Origin of the sequence: Citrobacter sp. TBCS-15, from assembly GCF_005280815.1 — a bacterium.
GTDB lineage: Bacteria > Pseudomonadota > Gammaproteobacteria > Enterobacterales > Enterobacteriaceae > Citrobacter > Citrobacter werkmanii.
The window spans coordinates 1-21,054 of record NZ_SZWK01000283.1; the positions used below are offsets into that span (position 1 = coordinate 1).

Consider the following 21,054-nt stretch of genomic DNA (forward strand, 5'->3'; position numbering starts at 1 on the left):
CGCAATCCGTGAAGGCGGCCGTACTGTAGGTGCGGGCGTTGTTGCCAAAGTAATGAGCTAATTGCCGAATAACATTTGACGCAATGCGCAATAAAAGGGCATCATTTGATGCCCTTTTTGCACGCTTTCACACCAGAACCTGGCTCATCAGTGATTTTTTTTGTCATAATCATTGCTGAGACAGGCTCTGAAGAGGGCGTTTAGTCCGAAACGCACCAGAGCATTTCGGTTTGGATCGCCTCGCTTACGCGGGGTGAAAATGTTTGTAGAATACTTCTGACAGGTTGGTTTATGAGTGCGAATACCGAAGCTCAAGGAAGCGGGCGCGGCCTGGAAGCGATGAAGTGGGTTGTTGTCGCTATATTGCTGCTTGTAGCTATCGTTGGCAACTACCTTTATCGTGACATGATGCTGCCGCTGCGTGCGCTGGCCGTAGTGATTCTGATTGCCGCAGCGGGTGGTGTCGCGCTGTTGACAACAAAAGGTAAAGCGACCGTTGCTTTTGCCCGTGAAGCGAGAACCGAAGTCCGTAAGGTCATTTGGCCAACTCGCCAGGAAACATTGCACACCACATTAATTGTGGCTGCGGTTACCGCAGTAATGTCACTGATCCTGTGGGGACTGGATGGTATTCTGGTTCGCCTGGTATCCTTTATCACTGGCCTGAGGTTCTAAGATGTCTGAAGCCCCTAAAAAGCGCTGGTACGTCGTTCAGGCGTTTTCCGGTTTTGAAGGCCGCGTTGCCACGTCGCTGCGCGAATATATCAAGTTACAAAATATGGAAGAGCTGTTTGGCGAAGTCATGGTGCCGACAGAAGAAGTGGTCGAGATCCGTGGTGGCCAGCGTCGCAAGAGCGAACGTAAATTCTTCCCGGGCTATGTACTGGTCCAGATGGTCATGAATGATGCGAGCTGGCACCTGGTGCGCAGCGTTCCGCGTGTGATGGGCTTTATCGGCGGTACTTCTGACCGTCCGGCGCCAATCAGCGACAAAGAAGTTGATGCGATCATGAACCGTCTGCAGCAGGTTGGTGATAAGCCGCGTCCGAAAACGATGTTTGAGCCGGGCGAAATGGTTCGCGTTAGCGACGGTCCGTTTGCTGACTTTAACGGCGTAGTTGAAGAAGTGGACTACGAGAAGTCTCGTCTGAAAGTTTCTGTATCTATTTTCGGTCGTGCGACTCCGGTTGAACTGGACTTCGCCCAGGTTGAAAAAGCCTAACACGTCGATCAAAAAAGCGGCGATTTAATCGTTGCACAAGGCGCGAGATTGGAATACAATTTCGCGCCTTTTGTTTTTATGGACCCTGTCCGTAAAACGAATTTACAAACACGGGGAGCCTCTTTGAGGCGCTATAACCCAACTAGAGGAATTTAGAATGGCTAAGAAAGTCCAAGCCTATGTCAAGCTGCAGGTTGCAGCTGGTATGGCTAACCCGAGTCCGCCAGTAGGTCCAGCACTGGGTCAACAAGGCGTGAACATCATGGAATTCTGCAAAGCGTTCAACGCAAAAACTGATTCCATTGAAAAAGGTCTGCCGATCCCGGTTGTTATCACCGTTTACGCTGACCGTTCTTTCACTTTCGTTACCAAAACGCCTCCGGCAGCAGTACTGCTGAAGAAAGCGGCTGGTATCAAGTCTGGTTCCGGCAAGCCGAACAAAGACAAAGTGGGTAAAATTTCCCGCGCTCAGCTGCAGGAAATCGCGCAGACCAAAGCTGCCGACATGACTGGTTCCGACATTGAAGCGATGACTCGCTCCATTGAAGGTACTGCACGTTCCATGGGCCTGGTAGTGGAGGACTAAGAAATGGCTAAACTGACCAAGCGTATGCGCGTGATCCGTGACAAAGTTGATGCAACTAAACAGTACGACATCAACGAAGCTATTGCTCTGCTGAAAGAGCTGGCCACTGCTAAATTCGTAGAAAGCGTGGACGTTGCCGTTAACCTCGGCATCGACGCTCGTAAATCTGACCAGAACGTACGTGGTGCAACTGTACTGCCGCACGGTACTGGCCGTTCCGTTCGCGTAGCTGTATTTACCCAGGGCGCAAACGCTGAAGCTGCTAAAGCTGCAGGCGCTGAGCTGGTAGGTATGGAAGATCTGGCTGAACAGATCAAGAAAGGCGAAATGAACTTTGACGTTGTTATTGCTTCCCCGGATGCAATGCGCGTTGTTGGCCAGCTGGGTCAGGTTCTGGGTCCGCGCGGCCTGATGCCAAACCCGAAAGTTGGTACTGTAACTCCTAACGTTGCTGAAGCTGTTAAGAACGCTAAAGCTGGTCAGGTTCGTTACCGTAACGACAAAAACGGCATCATCCACACTACCATCGGTAAAGTGGATTTTGACGCTGACAAACTGAAAGAAAACCTGGAAGCTCTGCTGGTTGCGCTGAAAAAAGCAAAACCGACTCAGGCAAAAGGCGTGTACATCAAGAAAGTTAGCATCTCCACCACCATGGGTGCTGGTGTTGCCGTTGATCAGGCTGGTCTGAGCGCGTCTGCGAACGTCTAAGATTAGCTTTACGTGGGCGGCGAATTTGTCTACAATCTTCGCCCACGATTCTATTAGCTTCGGCCGATAGACAACAGATTTGTTCGTTGGAGCCTGGCCTATCCAGGCCTCCGTCGAAGACCGCAGGTGTTTCGCAAGAAACTTAATGCCCTGCGTAGACGGTGACAGAACGCTAAGATTATTTCTGATACTCTGGCTTGTTTCTGCTCACCGTATTTAGACGCTCTCTCCGTTGGGGGGAGTGAAGTGAGTTCCGGAACATGAGTTCCGGCAAACATCCAGGAGCAAAGCTAATGGCTTTAAATCTTCAAGACAAACAAGCGATTGTTGCTGAAGTCAGCGAAGTAGCCAAAGGCGCGCTGTCTGCAGTAGTTGCGGATTCCCGTGGCGTAACTGTAGATAAAATGACTGAACTGCGTAAAGCAGGTCGTGAAGCTGGCGTATACATGCGTGTTGTTCGTAACACCCTGCTGCGCCGCGTCGTTGAAGGTACTCAGTTCGAGTGCCTGAAAGACACGTTTGTTGGTCCGACCCTGATTGCATACTCTATGGAACACCCGGGCGCTGCTGCTCGTCTGTTCAAAGAGTTCGCGAAAGCGAATGCAAAATTTGAGGTCAAAGCCGCAGCCTTTGAAGGTGAGTTGATTACCGCATCGAATATCGATCGCCTGGCAACTCTGCCGACCTACGAAGAAGCAATTGCACGCCTGATGGCAACCATGAAAGAAGCTTCGGCTGGCAAACTGGTTCGTACTCTGGCTGCTGTACGCGATGCGAAAGAAGCTGCTTAATTGCAGTTACCTTTCTCAAGCATCTGCTTACGTATAAACTTATTCTGATTTTCAGGAACAATTTAAATGTCTATCACTAAAGATCAAATCATTGAAGCAGTATCCGCTATGTCCGTAATGGACGTTGTAGAACTGATTTCTGCAATGGAAGAAAAATTCGGTGTTTCCGCTGCTGCTGCTGTAGCTGTAGCTGCTGGCCCGGCTGAAGCTGCTGAAGAAAAAACTGAATTCGACGTAATTCTGAAAGCTGCTGGCGCTAACAAAGTTGCTGTTATCAAAGCAGTACGTGGCGCAACTGGCCTGGGTCTGAAAGAAGCTAAAGACCTGGTAGAATCTGCACCGGCTGCGCTGAAAGAAGGCGTGAGCAAAGACGACGCAGAAGCACTGAAAAAATCTCTGGAAGAAGCTGGCGCTGAAGTTGAAGTTAAATAAGCCAACTTTTCTGGTTGCAGCCTAAGAAATTAGGCTGATGGCTGGTGACTTTTTAGTCACCAGCCTTTTTGCGCTGTAAGGCGCCAGTAGCGTTTCACACTGTTTGACTACTGCTGTGCCTTTCAATGCTTGTTTCTATCGACGTCTTAATATACTGCGACAGAGCGTCAGTTCTGTGTAAATCGCAATGAAATGGTTTAAGCGTGATAGCAACAGGCATTGCGGAAAGTATTCGATTTTCCGGTCAACAAAATAGTGTTGCACAAACTGTCCGCTCAATGGACAGATGGGTCGACTTGTCAGCGAGCTGAGGAACCCTAATGGTTTACTCCTATACCGAGAAAAAACGTATTCGTAAGGATTTTGGTAAACGTCCGCAAGTGTTGGACATACCTTATCTCCTTTCTATCCAGCTTGACTCGTTTCAGAAGTTCATCGAGCAAGATCCTGAAGGGCAGTATGGTCTGGAAGCAGCTTTCCGTTCCGTTTTCCCGATTCAGAGCTACAGCGGTAATTCCGAGCTGCAATACGTCAGCTACCGTCTTGGCGAACCGGTGTTTGACGTTCAGGAATGTCAGATCCGTGGCGTGACCTATTCCGCACCGCTGCGCGTAAAACTGCGTCTGGTGATCTACGAGCGCGAAGCGCCGGAAGGCACCGTAAAAGACATTAAAGAACAAGAAGTCTACATGGGCGAAATTCCGCTCATGACCGACAACGGTACCTTTGTTATCAACGGTACTGAGCGTGTTATCGTTTCTCAGCTGCACCGTAGTCCTGGCGTCTTCTTTGACTCCGACAAAGGTAAAACCCACTCTTCGGGTAAAGTGCTGTATAACGCGCGTATTATTCCTTACCGTGGTTCCTGGCTGGACTTCGAATTCGATCCGAAGGACAACCTGTTCGTACGTATTGACCGTCGCCGTAAACTGCCTGCGACCATCATTCTGCGTGCACTGAACTACACCACTGAGCAGATCCTTGACCTGTTCTTTGAAAAAGTTGTTTTCGAAATTCGTGACAACAAGCTGCAGATGGAACTGGTGCCGGAACGCCTGCGTGGTGAAACCGCCTCCTTTGACATTGAAGCTAACGGCAAAGTCTACGTCGAAAAAGGCCGTCGCATCACTGCGCGCCATATTCGCCAGCTGGAAAAAGACGATATCAAGCATATCGAAGTTCCGGTTGAATACATTGCTGGTAAAGTTGCGGCTAAAGACTACGTTGACGAATCTACTGGCGAGCTGATCTGCGCAGCTAACATGGAGCTGAGCCTGGATCTGCTGGCTAAGCTGAGCCAGTCTGGTCACAAGCGTATCGAAACGCTGTTCACTAACGATCTGGACCACGGTCCGTACATTTCTGAAACTGTACGCGTCGACCCAACCAACGATCGTCTGAGCGCGCTGGTAGAAATCTACCGCATGATGCGCCCTGGTGAGCCGCCGACTCGTGAAGCTGCTGAAAGCCTGTTCGAGAACCTGTTCTTCTCCGAAGACCGCTATGACCTGTCTGCGGTTGGTCGTATGAAGTTCAACCGTTCTCTGCTGCGCGACGAAATCGAAGGTTCCGGTATCCTGAGCAAAGACGACATCATTGAAGTGATGAAGAAGCTCATCGATATCCGAAACGGTAAAGGCGAAGTCGATGATATCGACCACCTTGGCAACCGTCGTATCCGTTCCGTAGGCGAAATGGCGGAAAACCAATTCCGCGTTGGCTTGGTGCGTGTTGAGCGTGCGGTGAAAGAGCGTCTGTCTCTGGGCGATCTGGATACCCTGATGCCTCAGGATATGATCAACGCCAAGCCGATTTCCGCAGCAGTGAAAGAGTTCTTCGGTTCCAGCCAGCTGTCTCAGTTTATGGACCAGAACAACCCGTTGTCTGAGATTACGCACAAACGTCGTATCTCCGCACTCGGCCCAGGCGGTCTGACCCGTGAACGCGCAGGCTTCGAAGTTCGAGACGTACACCCGACTCACTACGGTCGTGTATGTCCAATCGAAACACCTGAAGGTCCGAACATCGGTCTGATCAACTCCCTGTCCGTGTATGCACAGACTAACGAATACGGCTTCCTCGAGACTCCGTACCGTAAAGTGACCGACGGTGTTGTTACTGACGAAATTCATTACCTGTCTGCTATCGAAGAAGGCAACTACGTTATCGCTCAGGCGAACTCCAACCTGGATGACGAAGGCCACTTTGTAGAAGATCTGGTTACCTGCCGTAGTAAAGGCGAATCCAGCTTGTTCAGCCGCGACCAGGTTGACTACATGGACGTATCCACCCAGCAGGTGGTATCCGTCGGTGCGTCCCTGATCCCGTTCCTGGAACACGATGACGCCAACCGTGCATTGATGGGTGCGAACATGCAACGTCAGGCGGTTCCGACTCTGCGTGCTGATAAGCCGCTGGTTGGTACCGGTATGGAACGTGCTGTTGCCGTTGACTCCGGTGTTACTGCAGTTGCTAAACGTGGCGGTACTGTTCAGTACGTGGATGCTTCCCGTATCGTTATCAAAGTTAACGAAGACGAGATGTACCCGGGCGAAGCAGGTATCGACATTTATAACCTGACTAAATACACCCGTTCAAACCAGAACACCTGTATCAACCAGATGCCTTGCGTATCTCTGGGCGAGCCGGTTGAACGTGGTGATGTGCTGGCAGACGGTCCGTCCACCGACCTCGGTGAACTTGCGCTGGGTCAGAACATGCGCGTGGCGTTCATGCCATGGAATGGTTACAACTTCGAAGACTCCATCCTCGTCTCCGAGCGTGTTGTCCAGGAAGACCGTTTCACCACCATCCACATTCAGGAACTGGCATGTGTGTCCCGTGACACCAAGCTGGGGCCGGAAGAGATCACCGCTGACATCCCGAACGTGGGTGAAGCTGCGCTCTCCAAACTGGATGAATCCGGTATCGTTTATATCGGTGCGGAAGTGACCGGTGGCGACATTCTGGTTGGTAAGGTAACGCCGAAAGGTGAAACCCAGCTGACCCCAGAAGAGAAGCTGCTGCGTGCGATCTTCGGTGAGAAAGCGTCTGACGTTAAAGACTCTTCTCTGCGCGTGCCAAACGGTGTTTCCGGTACGATTATCGACGTTCAGGTCTTTACTCGCGATGGCGTAGAAAAAGACAAACGTGCGCTGGAAATCGAAGAGATGCAGCTGAAGCAGGCTAAGAAAGACCTGTCTGAAGAACTGCAGATCCTCGAAGCTGGTCTGTTCAGCCGTATCTACGCTGTGCTGGTTTCCGGTGGCGTTGAAGCTGAGAAGCTCGACAAACTGCCGCGTGACCGCTGGTTAGAACTCGGCCTGACCGACGAAGAGAAACAGAATCAGCTGGAACAACTGGCTGAGCAGTACGACGAACTGAAACACGAGTTCGAGAAAAAACTCGAAGCGAAACGCCGTAAAATTACTCAGGGCGACGATCTTGCACCGGGCGTGCTGAAGATTGTTAAGGTTTATCTGGCGGTTAAACGTCGGATCCAGCCTGGTGATAAGATGGCAGGTCGTCACGGTAACAAGGGTGTAATCTCTAAGATCAACCCGATCGAAGATATGCCACACGATGCTAACGGTACGCCGGTAGATATCGTACTGAACCCGCTGGGCGTACCATCGCGTATGAACATCGGTCAGATCCTTGAAACCCACCTGGGTATGGCTGCGAAAGGTATCGGCGATAAGATCAACGCCATGCTGAAACAGCAGCAGGAAGTCGCCAAACTGCGCGAATTCATCCAGCGTGCTTACGATCTGGGTTCAGATGTTCGTCAGAAAGTTGACCTGAATACCTTCAGCGATGAAGAAGTTCTGCGTCTGGCTGAAAACCTGAAAAAAGGTATGCCGATCGCAACGCCGGTATTCGACGGTGCGAAAGAGTCTGAAATCAAGGAACTGTTACAGCTGGGTGGCCTGCCGACTTCCGGTCAGATTACCCTGTTCGACGGTCGTACCGGTGAGCAGTTCGAGCGCCAGGTTACCGTTGGCTACATGTACATGCTGAAACTGAACCACCTGGTTGATGACAAGATGCACGCGCGTTCTACCGGTTCTTACAGCCTGGTTACTCAGCAGCCGCTGGGTGGTAAGGCTCAGTTCGGTGGTCAGCGCTTCGGGGAGATGGAAGTGTGGGCGCTGGAAGCATATGGCGCGGCATACACCCTGCAGGAAATGCTCACCGTTAAGTCTGATGACGTGAATGGTCGTACTAAGATGTATAAAAACATCGTGGACGGCAACCATCAGATGGAACCAGGCATGCCGGAATCCTTCAACGTACTGTTGAAAGAGATTCGTTCGCTGGGTATCAACATCGAGCTGGAAGACGAGTAACTCTCGATCAAACAGGTCACTGGTGCTGGCGTAACAGCCAGCGCCAGATTGTGCTAACTCCGACGGGAGCAAATCCGTGAAAGATTTATTAAAGTTTCTGAAAGCGCAGACTAAAACCGAAGAGTTTGATGCGATCAAAATTGCTCTGGCCTCGCCAGACATGATCCGTTCATGGTCTTTCGGTGAAGTTAAGAAGCCGGAAACCATCAACTACCGTACGTTCAAACCTGAGCGTGACGGCCTTTTCTGCGCCCGTATCTTTGGGCCGGTAAAAGACTACGAGTGCCTGTGCGGTAAGTACAAGCGCCTGAAACATCGTGGTGTGATCTGTGAGAAGTGCGGCGTTGAAGTGACCCAGACCAAAGTACGCCGTGAGCGTATGGGCCACATCGAGCTGGCGTCTCCGACCGCGCATATCTGGTTCCTGAAATCGCTGCCGTCCCGTATCGGTTTGCTGCTCGATATGCCGCTGCGCGATATCGAACGCGTACTGTACTTCGAATCTTATGTGGTTATCGAAGGCGGTATGACCAACCTGGAACGTCAACAGATCCTGACTGAAGAGCAGTATCTGGACGCGCTGGAAGAGTTCGGTGACGAATTCGACGCGAAGATGGGTGCGGAAGCTATTCAGGCCCTGCTGAAGAGCATGGATCTGGAGCAAGAGTGTGAAACTCTGCGCGAAGAGCTGAACGAAACCAACTCCGAAACCAAGCGTAAGAAGCTGACCAAGCGTATCAAACTGCTGGAAGCTTTCGTACAGTCTGGCAACAAGCCAGAGTGGATGATCCTGACCGTTCTGCCGGTTCTGCCGCCAGATCTGCGTCCGCTGGTTCCGCTCGATGGTGGTCGTTTCGCAACGTCAGATCTGAACGATCTGTACCGTCGCGTGATCAACCGTAACAACCGTCTGAAACGTCTGCTGGATCTGGCTGCGCCGGACATCATCGTACGCAACGAAAAACGTATGCTGCAGGAAGCGGTTGACGCCCTGCTGGATAACGGTCGTCGCGGTCGTGCGATCACCGGTTCTAACAAACGTCCTCTGAAATCTTTGGCTGACATGATCAAAGGTAAACAGGGTCGTTTCCGTCAGAACCTGCTCGGTAAGCGTGTTGACTACTCCGGTCGTTCTGTAATCACCGTAGGTCCATACCTGCGTCTGCATCAGTGCGGTCTGCCGAAGAAAATGGCACTGGAACTGTTCAAACCGTTCATCTACGGCAAGCTGGAACTGCGTGGCCTCGCCACCACCATCAAAGCCGCTAAGAAAATGGTTGAGCGTGAAGAAGCTGTCGTTTGGGATATCCTGGACGAAGTTATCCGCGAACACCCGGTACTGCTGAACCGTGCACCAACCCTGCACCGTCTGGGTATCCAGGCATTTGAACCGGTACTGATCGAAGGTAAAGCTATCCAGCTGCATCCGCTGGTTTGTGCGGCATATAACGCCGACTTCGATGGTGACCAGATGGCTGTTCACGTACCGCTGACGCTGGAAGCCCAGCTCGAAGCGCGTGCGCTGATGATGTCTACCAACAACATCCTGTCTCCGGCGAACGGCGAACCTATCATCGTTCCGTCTCAGGACGTTGTATTGGGTCTGTATTACATGACCCGTGACTGTGTTAACGCCAAAGGCGAAGGCATGGTGCTGACTGGCCCGAAAGAAGCAGAGCGTATCTATCGCGCTGGCCTGGCCTCTCTGCATGCGCGCGTTAAAGTGCGTATCACTGAATATGAAAAAGATGAAAACGGCGAATTCGTTGCGCACACCAGCCTGAAAGACACGACCATTGGTCGCGCCATTCTGTGGATGATCGTACCGAAAGGTCTGCCTTTCTCCATCGTCAACCAGGCGCTGGGCAAGAAAGCCATCTCCAAAATGCTGAACACCTGTTATCGCATTCTGGGCCTGAAGCCGACCGTTATCTTCGCTGACCAGACAATGTACACCGGCTTTGCTTATGCAGCGCGTTCAGGTGCATCTGTTGGTATTGATGACATGGTCATCCCAGAGAAGAAACACGAGATCATCTCTGAAGCGGAAGCTGAAGTTGCTGAGATCCAGGAGCAGTTCCAGTCTGGTCTGGTAACCGCTGGCGAACGCTATAACAAAGTTATCGATATCTGGGCTGCGGCGAACGATCGTGTATCCAAAGCGATGATGGATAACCTGCAAACTGAAACCGTTATTAACCGTGACGGCGTAGAAGAGCAGCAGGTTTCCTTCAACAGCATTTACATGATGGCCGACTCCGGTGCGCGTGGTTCTGCAGCACAGATTCGTCAGTTGGCTGGTATGCGTGGTCTGATGGCGAAGCCAGATGGCTCCATCATCGAAACGCCAATCACCGCGAACTTCCGTGAAGGTCTGAACGTACTCCAGTACTTCATCTCTACTCACGGTGCGCGTAAAGGTCTGGCAGATACCGCACTGAAAACAGCGAACTCCGGTTATCTGACGCGTCGTCTGGTTGACGTTGCGCAGGACCTGGTTGTTACTGAGGACGATTGCGGCACTCTGGAAGGCATCACCATGACCCCGGTTATCGAGGGTGGTGACGTTAAAGAGCCGCTGCGCGATCGCGTTCTGGGTCGTGTGACTGCTGAAGACGTTCTGAAGCCGGGTACCGCGGATATTCTGGTTCCACGCAACACGCTGCTGCACGAACAGTGGTGTGACCTGCTGGAAGAGAACTCTGTTGACTCCGTGAAAGTTCGTTCCGTTGTATCCTGTGACACCGACTTTGGTGTATGTGCGCACTGCTACGGTCGTGACCTGGCGCGTGGCCACATCATCAACAAAGGTGAAGCAATCGGCGTTATCGCGGCACAGTCCATCGGTGAACCAGGTACACAGCTGACGATGCGTACGTTCCACATCGGTGGTGCGGCATCTCGTGCGGCTGCTGAATCCAGCATCCAGGTGAAAAACAAAGGTAGCATCCGTCTGAGCAACGCGAAGTCGGTTGTTAACTCCAGCGGTAAACTGGTTATCACCTCACGTAACACCGAACTGAAACTGATCGACGAATTCGGTCGTACCAAAGAAAGCTATAAAGTGCCTTACGGCTCCGTTATGGCGAAAGGTGATGGCGAACAGGTTGCTGGCGGCGAAACCGTAGCGAACTGGGATCCGCACACCATGCCGGTTATCACCGAAGTGAGTGGTTTTGTCCGCTTCACTGACATGATCGACGGCCAGACCATTACTCGTCAGACCGACGAGCTGACCGGTCTGTCTTCTCTGGTCGTTCTGGATTCTGCAGAGCGTACGTCGGGTGGTAAAGACCTGCGTCCGGCACTGAAAATTGTTGATGCTCAGGGCAACGACGTTCTGATCCCTGGCACCGATATGCCGGCTCAGTACTTCCTGCCGGGTAAAGCGATTGTTCAGTTGGAAGATGGCGTACAGATCAGCTCTGGTGACACCCTGGCCCGTGTTCCGCAGGAATCCGGCGGTACCAAGGACATCACCGGTGGTCTGCCGCGCGTTGCGGACCTGTTCGAAGCACGTCGTCCGAAAGAGCCGGCAATCCTGGCTGAAATCAGCGGCATCATTTCCTTCGGTAAAGAAACCAAAGGTAAGCGTCGTCTGGTTATCACCCCGGTAGACGGTAGCGAACCTTACGAAGAGATGATTCCGAAATGGCGTCAGCTTAACGTGTTCGAAGGTGAACGTGTAGAACGTGGTGACGTGGTTTCCGACGGTCCGGAAGCGCCGCACGACATCCTGCGTTTGCGTGGTGTGCATGCTGTAACTCGTTACATCGTTAACGAAGTTCAGGACGTATACCGTCTGCAGGGTGTTAAGATTAACGATAAACACATCGAAGTTATCGTTCGTCAGATGCTGCGTAAAGCCACCATCGAAAGCGCTGGTAGCTCCGACTTCCTGGAAGGCGAGCAGGTTGAATACTCCCGCGTCAAGATCGCTAACCGCGAGCTGGAAGCGAACGGCAAAGTGGGCGCAACCTTCTCCCGCGATCTGCTGGGTATCACCAAAGCGTCTCTGGCAACTGAGTCGTTCATCTCCGCGGCATCGTTCCAGGAGACCACTCGCGTGCTGACCGAAGCAGCCGTTGCGGGCAAACGCGACGAACTGCGCGGTCTGAAAGAGAACGTCATCGTGGGTCGTCTGATCCCGGCCGGTACCGGTTACGCGTACCACCAGGATCGTATGCGCCGTCGCGCAGCGGGCGAACTGCCAGCTGCTCCGCAGGTGACTGCTGAAGATGCGTCTGCCAGCCTGGCAGAACTGCTGAACGCCGGCCTGGGCGGCTCTGACAACGATTAATCGTTGCTGACCATACTAAAAAACCCGCTTCGGCGGGTTTTTTTATGTCTATGTTATGCCTGATGGCGCTGATCTTATCCGGCCTGTGCGGTTACAAAGCCGCCATCCGGCAGTGTCATTAATTTAACGGTGGTAACCGCCGATAAAGCTCAATCATGTCGCCCGCCAAATCCTGAATCACCATCGCGTTCATCAGATGGTCCTGCGAATGTACGGTAATGAGGTTGACCGGTAGTTTGCCTGTGCCTTCGTCGATCCCGATCAGTTGGGTCTGGATTTTATGTGCCTGTTTGACGTACTCGCGTGATTCCACCATTGCTTGTTCCGCACCAGTAAAGTCACCTTTACGCGCCAGTTGTAGCGCTGTCAGTGCCTGACTGCGAGCGGCTCCGGCGTTGACCAATAATTCCATGATGATCGTTTCTAACTCTTCCATATCATCACTCCAGTAGTTTCAGCGCTTTTTCCAGTACGGCATCACCTTTCATCATGCCGTAATCCATCATATCGATAACGGCAACTTTTTTGCCTAGCGGGTCGGCGAGCGCCTGCAGCTTGGCCTGCTCATATTTAACCTGTGGACCAAGCAACACGATATCTGCAGTGGCGATATTATCTTCAAACTCAGCCACCGGGACAGCTTTGATCGTGACGTCGACACCTTTTTTCTGGGCGGCATCTTTCATCTTTTGTACCAGCATGCTGGTGGACATTCCGGCGGCACAGCATAAAACGATGTTTTTCATAAGCAGTCTCGCTCAACATGTGTGGGTTGATAATTATCGCGAGCCAGCTGTAGCAACAACTGCTTTGCAACGATTGTGTGTAAGGCATCACAAAGAAAACCACTTTTTCTGAAACCGGTTACAAAAAGAGGCAAAACTCAACGATCAGTACCGAGGCTGGCGGCTTTTGGCTCGCTTATCACATGCAGGAGTATATAATTACTGTCAATAAAAACATGTTATAAAAAACAGTATTGACAGCGTTTTTTAAACCCGTATGTTAATGCTTAACAGCAGGGAAATAGTAGTTTGCTGTTAACGTAGTAAGTGTTAGTAAAGCTTTATTGGGGGTTGCGATAAAGGCCACGAAGTATTTTTTGTTTGGGATAGTCGATGCTGAAAACGCTATTTTTTCACTTCGACAATGCTTTCAGGCCACGTAGTTGATTTATCTAATCGCAAAAAGTTAGTAAAACGCGACGATGTAACGCCATGATTTAAAAGTAAATATTTGCGATTCATGTTTTTTGTTTATCGCAAGGGAAATAAGGCAACGCATCAAAGAGTATATGTCGCGAGGGGAAGTGTACTTGTTTAGGTCACCAGCCTTGAGTTCTATTATCAAGCCGGTGGAATGTGTTTAACGGTAAATAGAGGAAAGTTTTAGTTAGCATCAATATCCAATATTATCTGTGGTAAACCTGTACATTTTAAAGTAGTACCATCAGCAGTACTAAATCGTTAAGTTTATTAATGTTAAATCTGAAGTTTGTAGTAACTTAAAGCCCTGACTGCAATAGTCAGGGCTTTTGTTTAATGCGATCGCTCCGGGTTTACGGTATCTGCGCAGCGCGCCCCAGATAGCTGTCCCAGTCTTTCCACACGGGCTGTAATCCCTGCGCCATGAGTGCTTCAGCAACGGCTTCGGGGCGACGGTCATCGTGCGGGGCGAACTGTTCCAGCTCTGGATGGTTATCGGCATAACCACCGGGCTGGGTTTTCGAGAAGGCGCTGACATTGTTGATCGCCAGCGGGATCACATGGTCACGAAACCAGGGGGATTCGCGGGTGGAGAGCGACAGCTCAATTTCCGGTGCCAGTAAACGAAACGCGCAAATGGTCTGGAGCAACTGTCGCTCGTCCATGATAGATGCGGGTTCAACGCCCCCGGTGCATGGGCGCAGACGAGGAAAGGAGATGGAGTAGCGGCTCTGCCAGTAATGCTGCTGCATCCACAGCAGATGTTCGGCGACCATATAACAATCCACCCGCCAGCTGTCAGACAAACCAATCAGCGCGCCAAGACCGATTTTATCGATTCCCGCACGGCCCAGCCTGTCCGGTGTTTCCAGCCGCCAGAAGAAATCCTGCTTTTTCCCCTTTAAATGATGATGGGCATAAGTCGCTTCATGATAGCTCTCCTGATACACCATCACTCCGTCCAGCCCCAGCGTCTTCAGCTCGGCATACTCCTCAATTGCCAGCGGCTGCACTTCCATATGCAGCGATGAGAACTGCTGGCGAATGGCCGGGAGATGGCGGCGAAAGTAGTCCATACCCACTTTGCTCTGATGCTCGCCGGTAACCAGCAACAGGTGTTCAAAACCCAACTCGCGGATGGCGGCGCACTCGCGGGCGATTTCTGCCTCGTCCAGCGTCTTACGTTTGATGCGGTTGCTCATAGAAAAACCGCAGTAGGTGCAGTCATTGGCGCAGAGGTTTGAGAGATAAAGCGGCACGTAAAAACTGACGGTGTTGCCGAAGCGCTGGCGAGTCAGCCTTTGCGCCCGCTGCGCCAGCGGTTCAAGGTAATCGGCGGCGGCGGGGGAGAGCAGTGCTATCAGGTCGTCACGACTTAGCTGTGGAGCGTTAAGCGCGCGTTCCACGTCAGCGGCGGTTTTACCATTGATGCGCAGGCGGATGTCGTCCCAGTCCAACTGTCGCCAGCGGTCGCTGAACGTTTTCATGAGAAAGCCTCCAGGAATCCGGTTAATGGGCTGGTGGCGCTTGCGTGTGAACTTTTGCTTCCGGGTACCGCCTGGCGAGCCAGCAAGCCTGCTTCAACAGCCAGACGGAACGCTGTCGCCATCATCACCGGATCGTCCGCCACGGCGATCGCCGTATTGACCAGCACCGCGTCGGCGCCTATTTCCAGCGCCTGCGCCGCGTGGCTGGGCACGCCGATCCCGGCGTCGACCACCACCGGCACGGTCGCCTGCTGGATAATAATCTCCAGCATCGCTTTGGTTTCCAGCCCCTGGTTAGAACCGATCGGCGCGCCGAGCGGCATTACCGCCGCGCAGCCGACCTCTTCCAGCCGCTTGCACAACACCGGATCCGCGCCGCAGTAGGGCAGCACCACGAAGCCCTGCTTCACCAGCGCCTCGGCAGCTTTTAGCGTTTCGATCGGGTCCGGCAATAGCCAGCGGGCATCCGGATGGATTTCTAATTTCAGCCAGTGGGTGCCCAGCGCTTCACGCGCCAGTTGGGCGGCGAAGATCGCCTCTTCGGCAGTTTTCGCCCCGGAGGTATTGGGCAGCAGCGTGACGCCCGCTTCAATCAGCGGCGCCAGAATCGCATCGTTGTGCTGGCGCAGGTCCACGCGCTTCATCGCCAGCGTCACCAACTGGCTGCCGGAAGCGCGAATTGCCTCGACCATCAGTTGCGATGAGGCAAACTTCCCGGTACCGGTGAACAGATGTGAATCAAACGTTTTGTCGGCAATACGTAACATCTCAACCCCCTGCAATAACCTGAAAAAGCAGGATCTGGTCGCCTTCCTGCACGATTTGCTGTTCCCACTGCTCGCGCGGCAGGATCTGCTGATTGAGCGCCAGCGCTGCGCCCGGTTTGAGCTGGTTGAGCTGGATAAGCAGCCCGCTGACGGTTTGCCCTGCGGCGCACTGCATCGGCTCATCATTGAATTGAATTTGCATGCTGCCCTCCGCATACCTGACAGCCACTGGCGCGACGCAGCGCGAGGCTGCGCCACTGGCTGGTTTTGCCGTCAAACAGACGTAGCTGCCCGCTTGGTGTTTCAATTCCGCTGAGTAATTTAATCGCCTCGAGCGCCTGCAAGGTACCCATCACGCCCACCACCGGACCGAGCACCCCAGCGGTGCGGCAGTTGCGTTCCGGCTCCACATCATCTGGCCACAGGCAGCGGTAACAGCCTTGTTCCCACGGCGGCGTGAGCACCATCAACTGACCGCCAAAGCCGACGGCGCTGGCGGTGATGAGTGGGATATTGAGCGCTACGCAGGCGGCGTTGATTTCCTGGCGCGTGGCCATGTTATCGGTACAGTCGAGCACCACGTCGGCTCGCGAGACCGCATGCCGGAGCGCATCGCCTTTTAGTCGCTGCTGGAGCGAGACCAGTTCGATATCCGGGTTGAGCCGTGTCAGGCGCTGCTGGGCAACCTGAGATTTTGAACGCGCGATATCATCAGTGGTAAATAGAATCTGGCGCTGCAAATTGCTCAGATGAATGTCGTCATCGTCTACCAGCGTCAGTTTGCCGATGCCAGCTCCCGCCAGATACAGCGCGGCAGGCGAGCCTAACCCGCCTAAACCTACGATCAGTACATGACTCGCGAGCAGCTTTTGCTGGCCTTCAATGGCGATATCGCCGAGCAGGATTTGCCGGCTGTAGCGCATAAAATCGCGGTCATTCATCGCCGACTCCCGCAATATCCAGTAACTGCGCGGTAGCGGCGCGCCAGTCGGCGGCCTGAGTAATGGCGCTAACCACAGCCACGCTACCGACGCCGGTCGCCAGTACTGACGCGGCGCGTTCAAGGTTGATGCCGCCAATGGCCACGGTCGGGTAATCCGCCAGTCGTTCAATATGACTGGCCAACTGCGCCAGCCCCTGTGGGGCGGAAGGCATCTGCTTGGTTTGCGTCGGGAAGACGTGGCCGAGCGCGATATAAGAAGGCTTAGCGGCGAGTGCGACGTCAATCTCCATATCATCGTGAGTCGATACGCCGAGGCGTAAGCCCGCCGCCTGAATGGCCTTCAGGTCGGTGGTTTCAAGGTCTTCCTGGCCGAGATGCACGCCGTAAGCGCGGTACTTAATTGCCAGACGCCAGTAATCGTTGATAAACAGGCGGGCGTTATAACGACGCCCCAGTGCAATGGCGGCGATAACGTCGGCTTCCACCTCTTCATCGCGCTTATCTTTGATACGCAACTGGATCGTGCGTACGCCCGCCTCCAGCAGGCGTTCAATCCATGCAACGCTGTCCACCACCGGGTAAAGCCCGAGGCGGAACGGCACGGTTGGGAAATCAGGCTGATACATCAGGCTTCCTCCCGTTTGAGATAAATTTCGCCGCCTTTGGCGCGGAAGTTCTCCGACATATCCGCCATGCCGACTTCAATGGTTTGTGCGGCGGCGTAGTCACGTACTTCCTGGCTGATTTTCATCGAGCAGAACTTCGGCCCGCACATGGAACAGAAGTGAGCGACCTTACCGGACTCCTGCGGCAGGGTTTCATCGTGATAAGCGCGGGCGGTGAACGGGTCGAGCGCGAGGTTAAACTGATCTTCCCAGCGGAATTCGAAGCGCGCTTTCGACATCGCGTTATCGCGGATCTGCGCGCCCGGATGTCCTTTGGCTAAATCCGCGGCGTGGGCGGCGATTTTGTAGGTGATTAGCCCCTGCTTCACATCTTCTTTGTTCGGCAGGCCGAGGTGTTCTTTCGGCGTCACATAACACAGCATCGCGCAGCCAAACCAGCCGATCATCGCGGCACCAATGCCGGAGGTGAAGTGGTCATAGCCCGGCGCGATGTCGGTGGTCAACGGCCCTAAGGTGTAGAACGGCGCTTCGTGGCAGCTCTCCAGCTCTTCGGTCATGTTGCGCTGAATCATATGCATCGGCACGTGTCCCGGGCCTTCAATCATCACCTGCACGTCGTATTCCCAGGCGATTTTGGTCAGCTCGCCCAGCGTATGCAGCTCGGAGAACTGCGCTTCGTCGTTGGCGTCCTGAATGGAGCCGGGACGCAGGCCGTCGCCCAGCGACAGGGAAACGTCGTAGGCGGCGCAGATTTCACAAATCTCGCGGAAATGTTCGAACAGGAAGTTCTCTTTGTGATGCGAGAGGCACCACTTCGCCATGATCGAACCGCCGCGTGAGACAATGCCGGTCAGGCGTTTGGCGGTCATCGGCACGTAGCGCAGCAGCACGCCCGCGTGGATGGTGAAGTAGTCGACGCCCTGTTCGGCCTGCTCCAGCAGCGTGTCGCGGAACGCTTCCCAGGTGAGATCTTCGGCGATCCCGTTGACCTTCTCCAGCGCCTGGTAGATCGGGACGGTACCGATCGGTACTGGGCTGTTACGCAGGATCCATTCGCGGGTTTCGTGAATATAGCGGCCGGTGGAGAGGTCCATTACCGTGTCCGCGCCCCAGCGGGTCGACCAGACCAGTTTTTCCACCTCTTCTTCGATGGAGGAGGTGACCGCCGAGTTGCCGATGTTGGCATTCACTTTGACCAGGAAGTTGCGGCCGATAATCATCGGCTCGGATTCCGGGTGGTTGATGTTGGCGGGAATAATCGCGCGGCCCGCGGCGACTTCATCACGCACGAATTCCGGCGTAATGTTTTCCGGCAGGCGCGCGCCAAAGTTCATCCCCGGATGCTGGTGGCGCAGCACTTCACTGCGAATGCGCTCGCGGCCCATATTTTCACGGATGGCGATGAACTCCATTTCGGGAGTGACGATCCCCTGGCGGGCGTAGTGTAACTGGGTGACGCGCTTGCCCGCTTTGGCGCGTTTCGGCGTCAGCAGGCCGGTAAAACGCAGATCGTCCAGGCCATCGTCGGCCAGACGTTCTTTGGTGTAAGCCGAGCTACGGTCGTCTAATTCTTCGCTATCGTTACGTGCGTCAATCCACGGCTGGCGCAGTTTCGCCAGACCCTGCTGGACGTTAATCGCCACCTCAGGATCGCCATACGGGCCGGAGGTGTCGTACACCGGCACGGCTTCGTTCGCCTCAAACTGCGGGTTGTCTTTGCTGCCGCCGATGAGCGTTGGGCTCAGCTGGATCTCACGCATCGGAATGCGGATATCCGGCTGTGAACCGGTGATATAGATGCGTTTTGACTCAGGAAAGGCGGTCCCTTCCAGCGTATTGATAAAGTGTTGCGCCTGGGCGCGTTGTTCGCGGCGTGATGGTTTAGTAGTGACAGACATAGCTCATTCCAAAAAAGTAAGGACGTGGCTTGTCAGACGACGGATGAAGCAAGAGAGACGATCGCCCAAGGGCGATGCGGTTGCAGATTGACTCTTGTTCCCTTCGCAGGTTTTAACCTGATCAGGTTCCGCGGATCCCGAATTAACGGTCTCAGCCTTTTCCACGTCATCCTTCGCGCTGCCTCTTTGTTGGCTTCGTCCGCTCACTCCAGTCACTTACTTAGGTAAGCTCCTGGAGATTCACTGACTTGCCGCCTTGACGCATCACGAATGCTTTTGTGGAAAATAAGCACTCCGACAAGAAGTAACCTCTATCTTAGAGGTAATGAATGTAAACTACGCGTTAATGCGGAAAATCTCAAGCCGGGCGTTTGAATTCGCTAAGCGTTTTAAAGGCCAGCATGATCAGCTGATCTTCCAGCCGGAAACGAGCCTCCAGCGCTTCGCCAATATCGGAAAGCGCCTGCTGGAGCTGGTGAACGTTATCCTCATCGATAGCGTTTTCCAGCGTTGAGTCATAGTAATCCATTATCAGCTGGGTATTGGCATCCAGCTGTGGCCAGATTTTACTGGCGTTTAAAAGCGGACTCTCACCTTCCATTTTATGGATAATGCGTTCATAAATACTGAAGTGTCCGGCAGACAGATAGTCGACCAGACGCTGGCAAAAATTATCGAGCGCTTTCTCATTGAGGCGCATAAACGACTCTTTGCCCGGTTTCAGGCCAACCAGATCGTAGTAAGCCACGAGCAGGTGCTTACGAATATTCAGCCAACGGTCGACCAGTTTATGATGCCCATGGACACGCTCTTTCAGGTGTTCTAACTGGTTTAACATACGTTGACCCTCGTATCGATAAGTTTAAAATCTGCTCATGTCAATCTTGTAAAAATAATGTTAATAACATGCCTGTGAAGCAAAGGTAGCGCAAGAGATATGGATCGAATAATTGAAAAATGGGATCGCGGCTGGTGGATTGTGAGCCACGAACAAAAATTATGGTTGCCTGCTGGGGAATTACCCTATGGCGAGGCGATAAATTTCGATCTTGCGGGCCAGCGCGCACTTCAGATAGGTGAGTGGGAAGGCGATCCGGTCTGGCTGGTGCAGCAGCCGCGTCGCCACGACATGGGTTCGGTGCGCCAGGTCATCGACCAGGATGTGGGCCTGTTTCAGTTGGCGGGGCGCGGCGTACAACTGGCCGAGTTCTACCGCTCGCATAAATTCTGCGGCTACTGCGGGCACACGATGCACCCGAGCAAAACCGAATGGGCGATGCTTTGTAGCCACTGCCGCGAGCGCTATTACCCGCAAATCGCTCCCTGCATTATCGTCGCCATTCGCCGTGATGATTCGATCCTCCTTGCCCAGCATGTTCGCCATCGTAACGGTGTGCATACCGTGCTGGCCGGTTTTGTCGAAGTAGGTGAAACCCTGGAGCAGGCGGTGGCGCGTGAAGTCATGGAAGAAAGTGGTATCAAGGTGAAAAACCTGCGCTACGTGACCTCGCAGCCGTGGCCGTTCCCACAATCGCTGATGACGGCGTTTATGGCAGAGTACGACAGCGGCGACATCGTCATCGACCCGAAAGAGCTGCTCAATGCCAACTGGTATCGCTACGACGATTTACCGCTCTTACCCCCGCCTGGCACCGTCGCGCGTCGTTTGATCGAAGATACGGTGGCAATGTGTCGGGCTGAGTACGAGTAAAGAACGAGTGGTGATACACTGTGGGA

The 21,054-nt window shown here is 53.4% G+C and carries 18 protein-coding genes and 1 riboswitch; of the genes, 9 read left to right on the forward strand and 9 right to left on the reverse strand.

Annotated features, from left to right (window positions below; all coding sequences use genetic code 11):
- Positions 1-291: 291 nt before the first annotated feature.
- The 8 genes from secE to rpoC all read left to right on the forward strand — a co-directional run bounded on the left by secE (position 292) and on the right by rpoC (position 12,391).
- Positions 292-675: a preprotein translocase subunit SecE gene (gene secE / locus FDW96_RS15265; protein WP_053389755.1), complete on the forward strand. Its 384-nt coding sequence runs from the start codon at positions 292-294 to the stop codon at positions 673-675.
- Position 676: 1 nt separating this feature from the next.
- Positions 677-1,222 (forward strand): transcription termination/antitermination protein NusG, encoded by a 546-nt coding sequence (nusG, locus tag FDW96_RS15270; protein ID WP_003033125.1) that lies wholly within the window; start codon positions 677-679, stop codon positions 1,220-1,222.
- A 157-nt stretch (positions 1,223-1,379) separates the two neighbouring features.
- On the forward strand, positions 1,380-1,808 hold the full coding sequence (gene rplK / locus FDW96_RS15275; RefSeq protein ID WP_038636105.1) for a 50S ribosomal protein L11: 429 nt from the start codon (positions 1,380-1,382) through the stop codon (positions 1,806-1,808).
- 3 nt (positions 1,809-1,811) lie between these two features.
- Complete coding sequence (rplA, locus tag FDW96_RS15280) at positions 1,812-2,519, forward strand: 50S ribosomal protein L1 (protein ID WP_042314242.1); 708 nt, start codon at positions 1,812-1,814, stop codon at positions 2,517-2,519.
- A gap of 293 nt (positions 2,520-2,812) precedes the next feature.
- Positions 2,813-3,310, forward strand: a complete 498-nt coding sequence (rplJ, locus tag FDW96_RS15285) for a 50S ribosomal protein L10 (RefSeq protein ID WP_005132895.1) — start codon at positions 2,813-2,815, stop codon at positions 3,308-3,310.
- Positions 3,311-3,376: 66 nt separating this feature from the next.
- On the forward strand, positions 3,377-3,742 hold the full coding sequence (gene rplL / locus FDW96_RS15290) for a 50S ribosomal protein L7/L12 (RefSeq protein WP_000028882.1): 366 nt from the start codon (positions 3,377-3,379) through the stop codon (positions 3,740-3,742).
- Between the two features lie 320 nt (positions 3,743-4,062).
- Complete coding sequence (gene rpoB, locus FDW96_RS15295) at positions 4,063-8,091, forward strand: DNA-directed RNA polymerase subunit beta (RefSeq protein ID WP_003033111.1); 4,029 nt, start codon at positions 4,063-4,065, stop codon at positions 8,089-8,091.
- A gap of 76 nt (positions 8,092-8,167) precedes the next feature.
- Positions 8,168-12,391, forward strand: coding sequence for a DNA-directed RNA polymerase subunit beta' (gene rpoC, locus FDW96_RS15300; RefSeq protein WP_038636118.1), 4,224 nt, complete (start codon positions 8,168-8,170; stop codon positions 12,389-12,391).
- 118 nt (positions 12,392-12,509) lie between these two features.
- Here rpoC and FDW96_RS15305 read toward each other — a convergent pair whose 3' ends face one another.
- The 9 genes from FDW96_RS15305 to FDW96_RS15345 form a co-directional block, all read right to left on the reverse strand.
- The gene (locus tag FDW96_RS15305) at positions 12,510-12,827 is read right to left on the reverse strand and encodes a PTS lactose/cellobiose transporter subunit IIA (protein WP_042314239.1); all 318 of its coding nucleotides are present in this window, start codon (positions 12,825-12,827) and stop codon (positions 12,510-12,512) included.
- A 4-nt stretch (positions 12,828-12,831) separates the two neighbouring features.
- Positions 12,832-13,137 carry a PTS sugar transporter subunit IIB gene (locus FDW96_RS15310; protein ID WP_042314237.1) on the reverse strand — a complete coding sequence of 102 codons (306 nt, stop codon included), beginning with the start codon at positions 13,135-13,137 and terminating at the stop codon, positions 12,832-12,834.
- An 812-nt stretch (positions 13,138-13,949) separates the two neighbouring features.
- On the reverse strand, positions 13,950-15,083 hold the full coding sequence (thiH, locus tag FDW96_RS15315; protein ID WP_137365919.1) for a 2-iminoacetate synthase ThiH: 1,134 nt from the start codon (positions 15,081-15,083) through the stop codon (positions 13,950-13,952).
- Positions 15,080-15,850 carry a thiazole synthase gene (gene thiG / locus FDW96_RS15320; protein WP_042314233.1) on the reverse strand — a complete coding sequence of 257 codons (771 nt, stop codon included), beginning with the start codon at positions 15,848-15,850 and terminating at the stop codon, positions 15,080-15,082. Before thiG ends, thiH begins: the two co-directional genes overlap by 4 nt.
- Before the next feature lies 1 nt (position 15,851).
- A complete protein-coding gene (gene thiS, locus FDW96_RS15325) occupies positions 15,852-16,052 on the reverse strand; it encodes a sulfur carrier protein ThiS (RefSeq protein ID WP_001166833.1) in 201 nt (66 codons plus the stop codon).
- Positions 16,033-16,791 carry a HesA/MoeB/ThiF family protein gene (locus FDW96_RS15330; protein ID WP_061381958.1) on the reverse strand — a complete coding sequence of 253 codons (759 nt, stop codon included), beginning with the start codon at positions 16,789-16,791 and terminating at the stop codon, positions 16,033-16,035. Before FDW96_RS15330 ends, thiS begins: the two co-directional genes overlap by 20 nt.
- A complete protein-coding gene (gene thiE / locus FDW96_RS15335; RefSeq protein ID WP_137365920.1) occupies positions 16,784-17,419 on the reverse strand; it encodes a thiamine phosphate synthase in 636 nt (211 codons plus the stop codon). The genes FDW96_RS15330 and thiE overlap by 8 nt, the downstream gene beginning before the upstream one ends.
- Complete coding sequence (gene thiC, locus FDW96_RS15340) at positions 17,419-19,317, reverse strand: phosphomethylpyrimidine synthase ThiC (protein ID WP_137365921.1); 1,899 nt, start codon at positions 19,315-19,317, stop codon at positions 17,419-17,421. Before thiC ends, thiE begins: the two co-directional genes overlap by 1 nt.
- 81 nt (positions 19,318-19,398) lie before the next feature.
- Positions 19,399-19,624, reverse strand: a riboswitch (TPP riboswitch).
- A gap of 51 nt (positions 19,625-19,675) precedes the next feature.
- Positions 19,676-20,155 (reverse strand): Rsd/AlgQ family anti-sigma factor, encoded by a 480-nt coding sequence (locus FDW96_RS15345; RefSeq protein WP_032940921.1) that lies wholly within the window; start codon positions 20,153-20,155, stop codon positions 19,676-19,678.
- Positions 20,156-20,254: 99 nt separating this feature from the next.
- Here FDW96_RS15345 and nudC point away from each other — a divergent pair, with 99 nt between their 5' ends.
- Positions 20,255-21,028: an NAD(+) diphosphatase gene (gene nudC / locus FDW96_RS15350; protein ID WP_038636141.1), complete on the forward strand. Its 774-nt coding sequence runs from the start codon at positions 20,255-20,257 to the stop codon at positions 21,026-21,028.
- Positions 21,029-21,054: the final 26 nt, after the last annotated feature.

What these genes read in the sequence shown, in the direction of transcription:
- secE (WP_053389755.1), top strand. Translation starts at nt 292, where the DNA reads ATGAGTGCGAATACCGAAGCTCAAGGAAGCGGGCGCGGCCTGGAAGCG.
- nusG (WP_003033125.1), top strand. Translation starts at nt 677, where the DNA reads ATGTCTGAAGCCCCTAAAAAGCGCTGGTACGTCGTTCAGGCGTTTTCC.
- rplK (WP_038636105.1), top strand. Translation starts at nt 1,380, where the DNA reads ATGGCTAAGAAAGTCCAAGCCTATGTCAAGCTGCAGGTTGCAGCTGGT.
- rplA (WP_042314242.1), top strand. Translation starts at nt 1,812, where the DNA reads ATGGCTAAACTGACCAAGCGTATGCGCGTGATCCGTGACAAAGTTGAT.
- rplJ (WP_005132895.1), top strand. Translation starts at nt 2,813, where the DNA reads ATGGCTTTAAATCTTCAAGACAAACAAGCGATTGTTGCTGAAGTCAGC.
- rplL (WP_000028882.1), top strand. Translation starts at nt 3,377, where the DNA reads ATGTCTATCACTAAAGATCAAATCATTGAAGCAGTATCCGCTATGTCC.
- rpoB (WP_003033111.1), top strand. Translation starts at nt 4,063, where the DNA reads ATGGTTTACTCCTATACCGAGAAAAAACGTATTCGTAAGGATTTTGGT.
- FDW96_RS15305 (WP_042314239.1), bottom strand. Translation starts at nt 12,827, where the DNA reads ATGGAAGAGTTAGAAACGATCATCATGGAATTATTGGTCAACGCCGGA.
- FDW96_RS15310 (WP_042314237.1), bottom strand. Translation starts at nt 13,137, where the DNA reads ATGAAAAACATCGTTTTATGCTGTGCCGCCGGAATGTCCACCAGCATG.
- thiH (WP_137365919.1), bottom strand. Translation starts at nt 15,083, where the DNA reads ATGAAAACGTTCAGCGACCGCTGGCGACAGTTGGACTGGGACGACATC.
- thiG (WP_042314233.1), bottom strand. Translation starts at nt 15,850, where the DNA reads ATGTTACGTATTGCCGACAAAACGTTTGATTCACATCTGTTCACCGGT.
- thiS (WP_001166833.1), bottom strand. Translation starts at nt 16,052, where the DNA reads ATGCAAATTCAATTCAATGATGAGCCGATGCAGTGCGCCGCAGGGCAA.
- FDW96_RS15330 (WP_061381958.1), bottom strand. Translation starts at nt 16,791, where the DNA reads ATGAATGACCGCGATTTTATGCGCTACAGCCGGCAAATCCTGCTCGGC.
- thiE (WP_137365920.1), bottom strand. Translation starts at nt 17,419, where the DNA reads ATGTATCAGCCTGATTTCCCAACCGTGCCGTTCCGCCTCGGGCTTTAC.
- thiC (WP_137365921.1), bottom strand. Translation starts at nt 19,317, where the DNA reads ATGTCTGTCACTACTAAACCATCACGCCGCGAACAACGCGCCCAGGCG.
- FDW96_RS15345 (WP_032940921.1), bottom strand. Translation starts at nt 20,155, where the DNA reads ATGTTAAACCAGTTAGAACACCTGAAAGAGCGTGTCCATGGGCATCAT.
- nudC (WP_038636141.1), top strand. Translation starts at nt 20,255, where the DNA reads ATGGATCGAATAATTGAAAAATGGGATCGCGGCTGGTGGATTGTGAGC.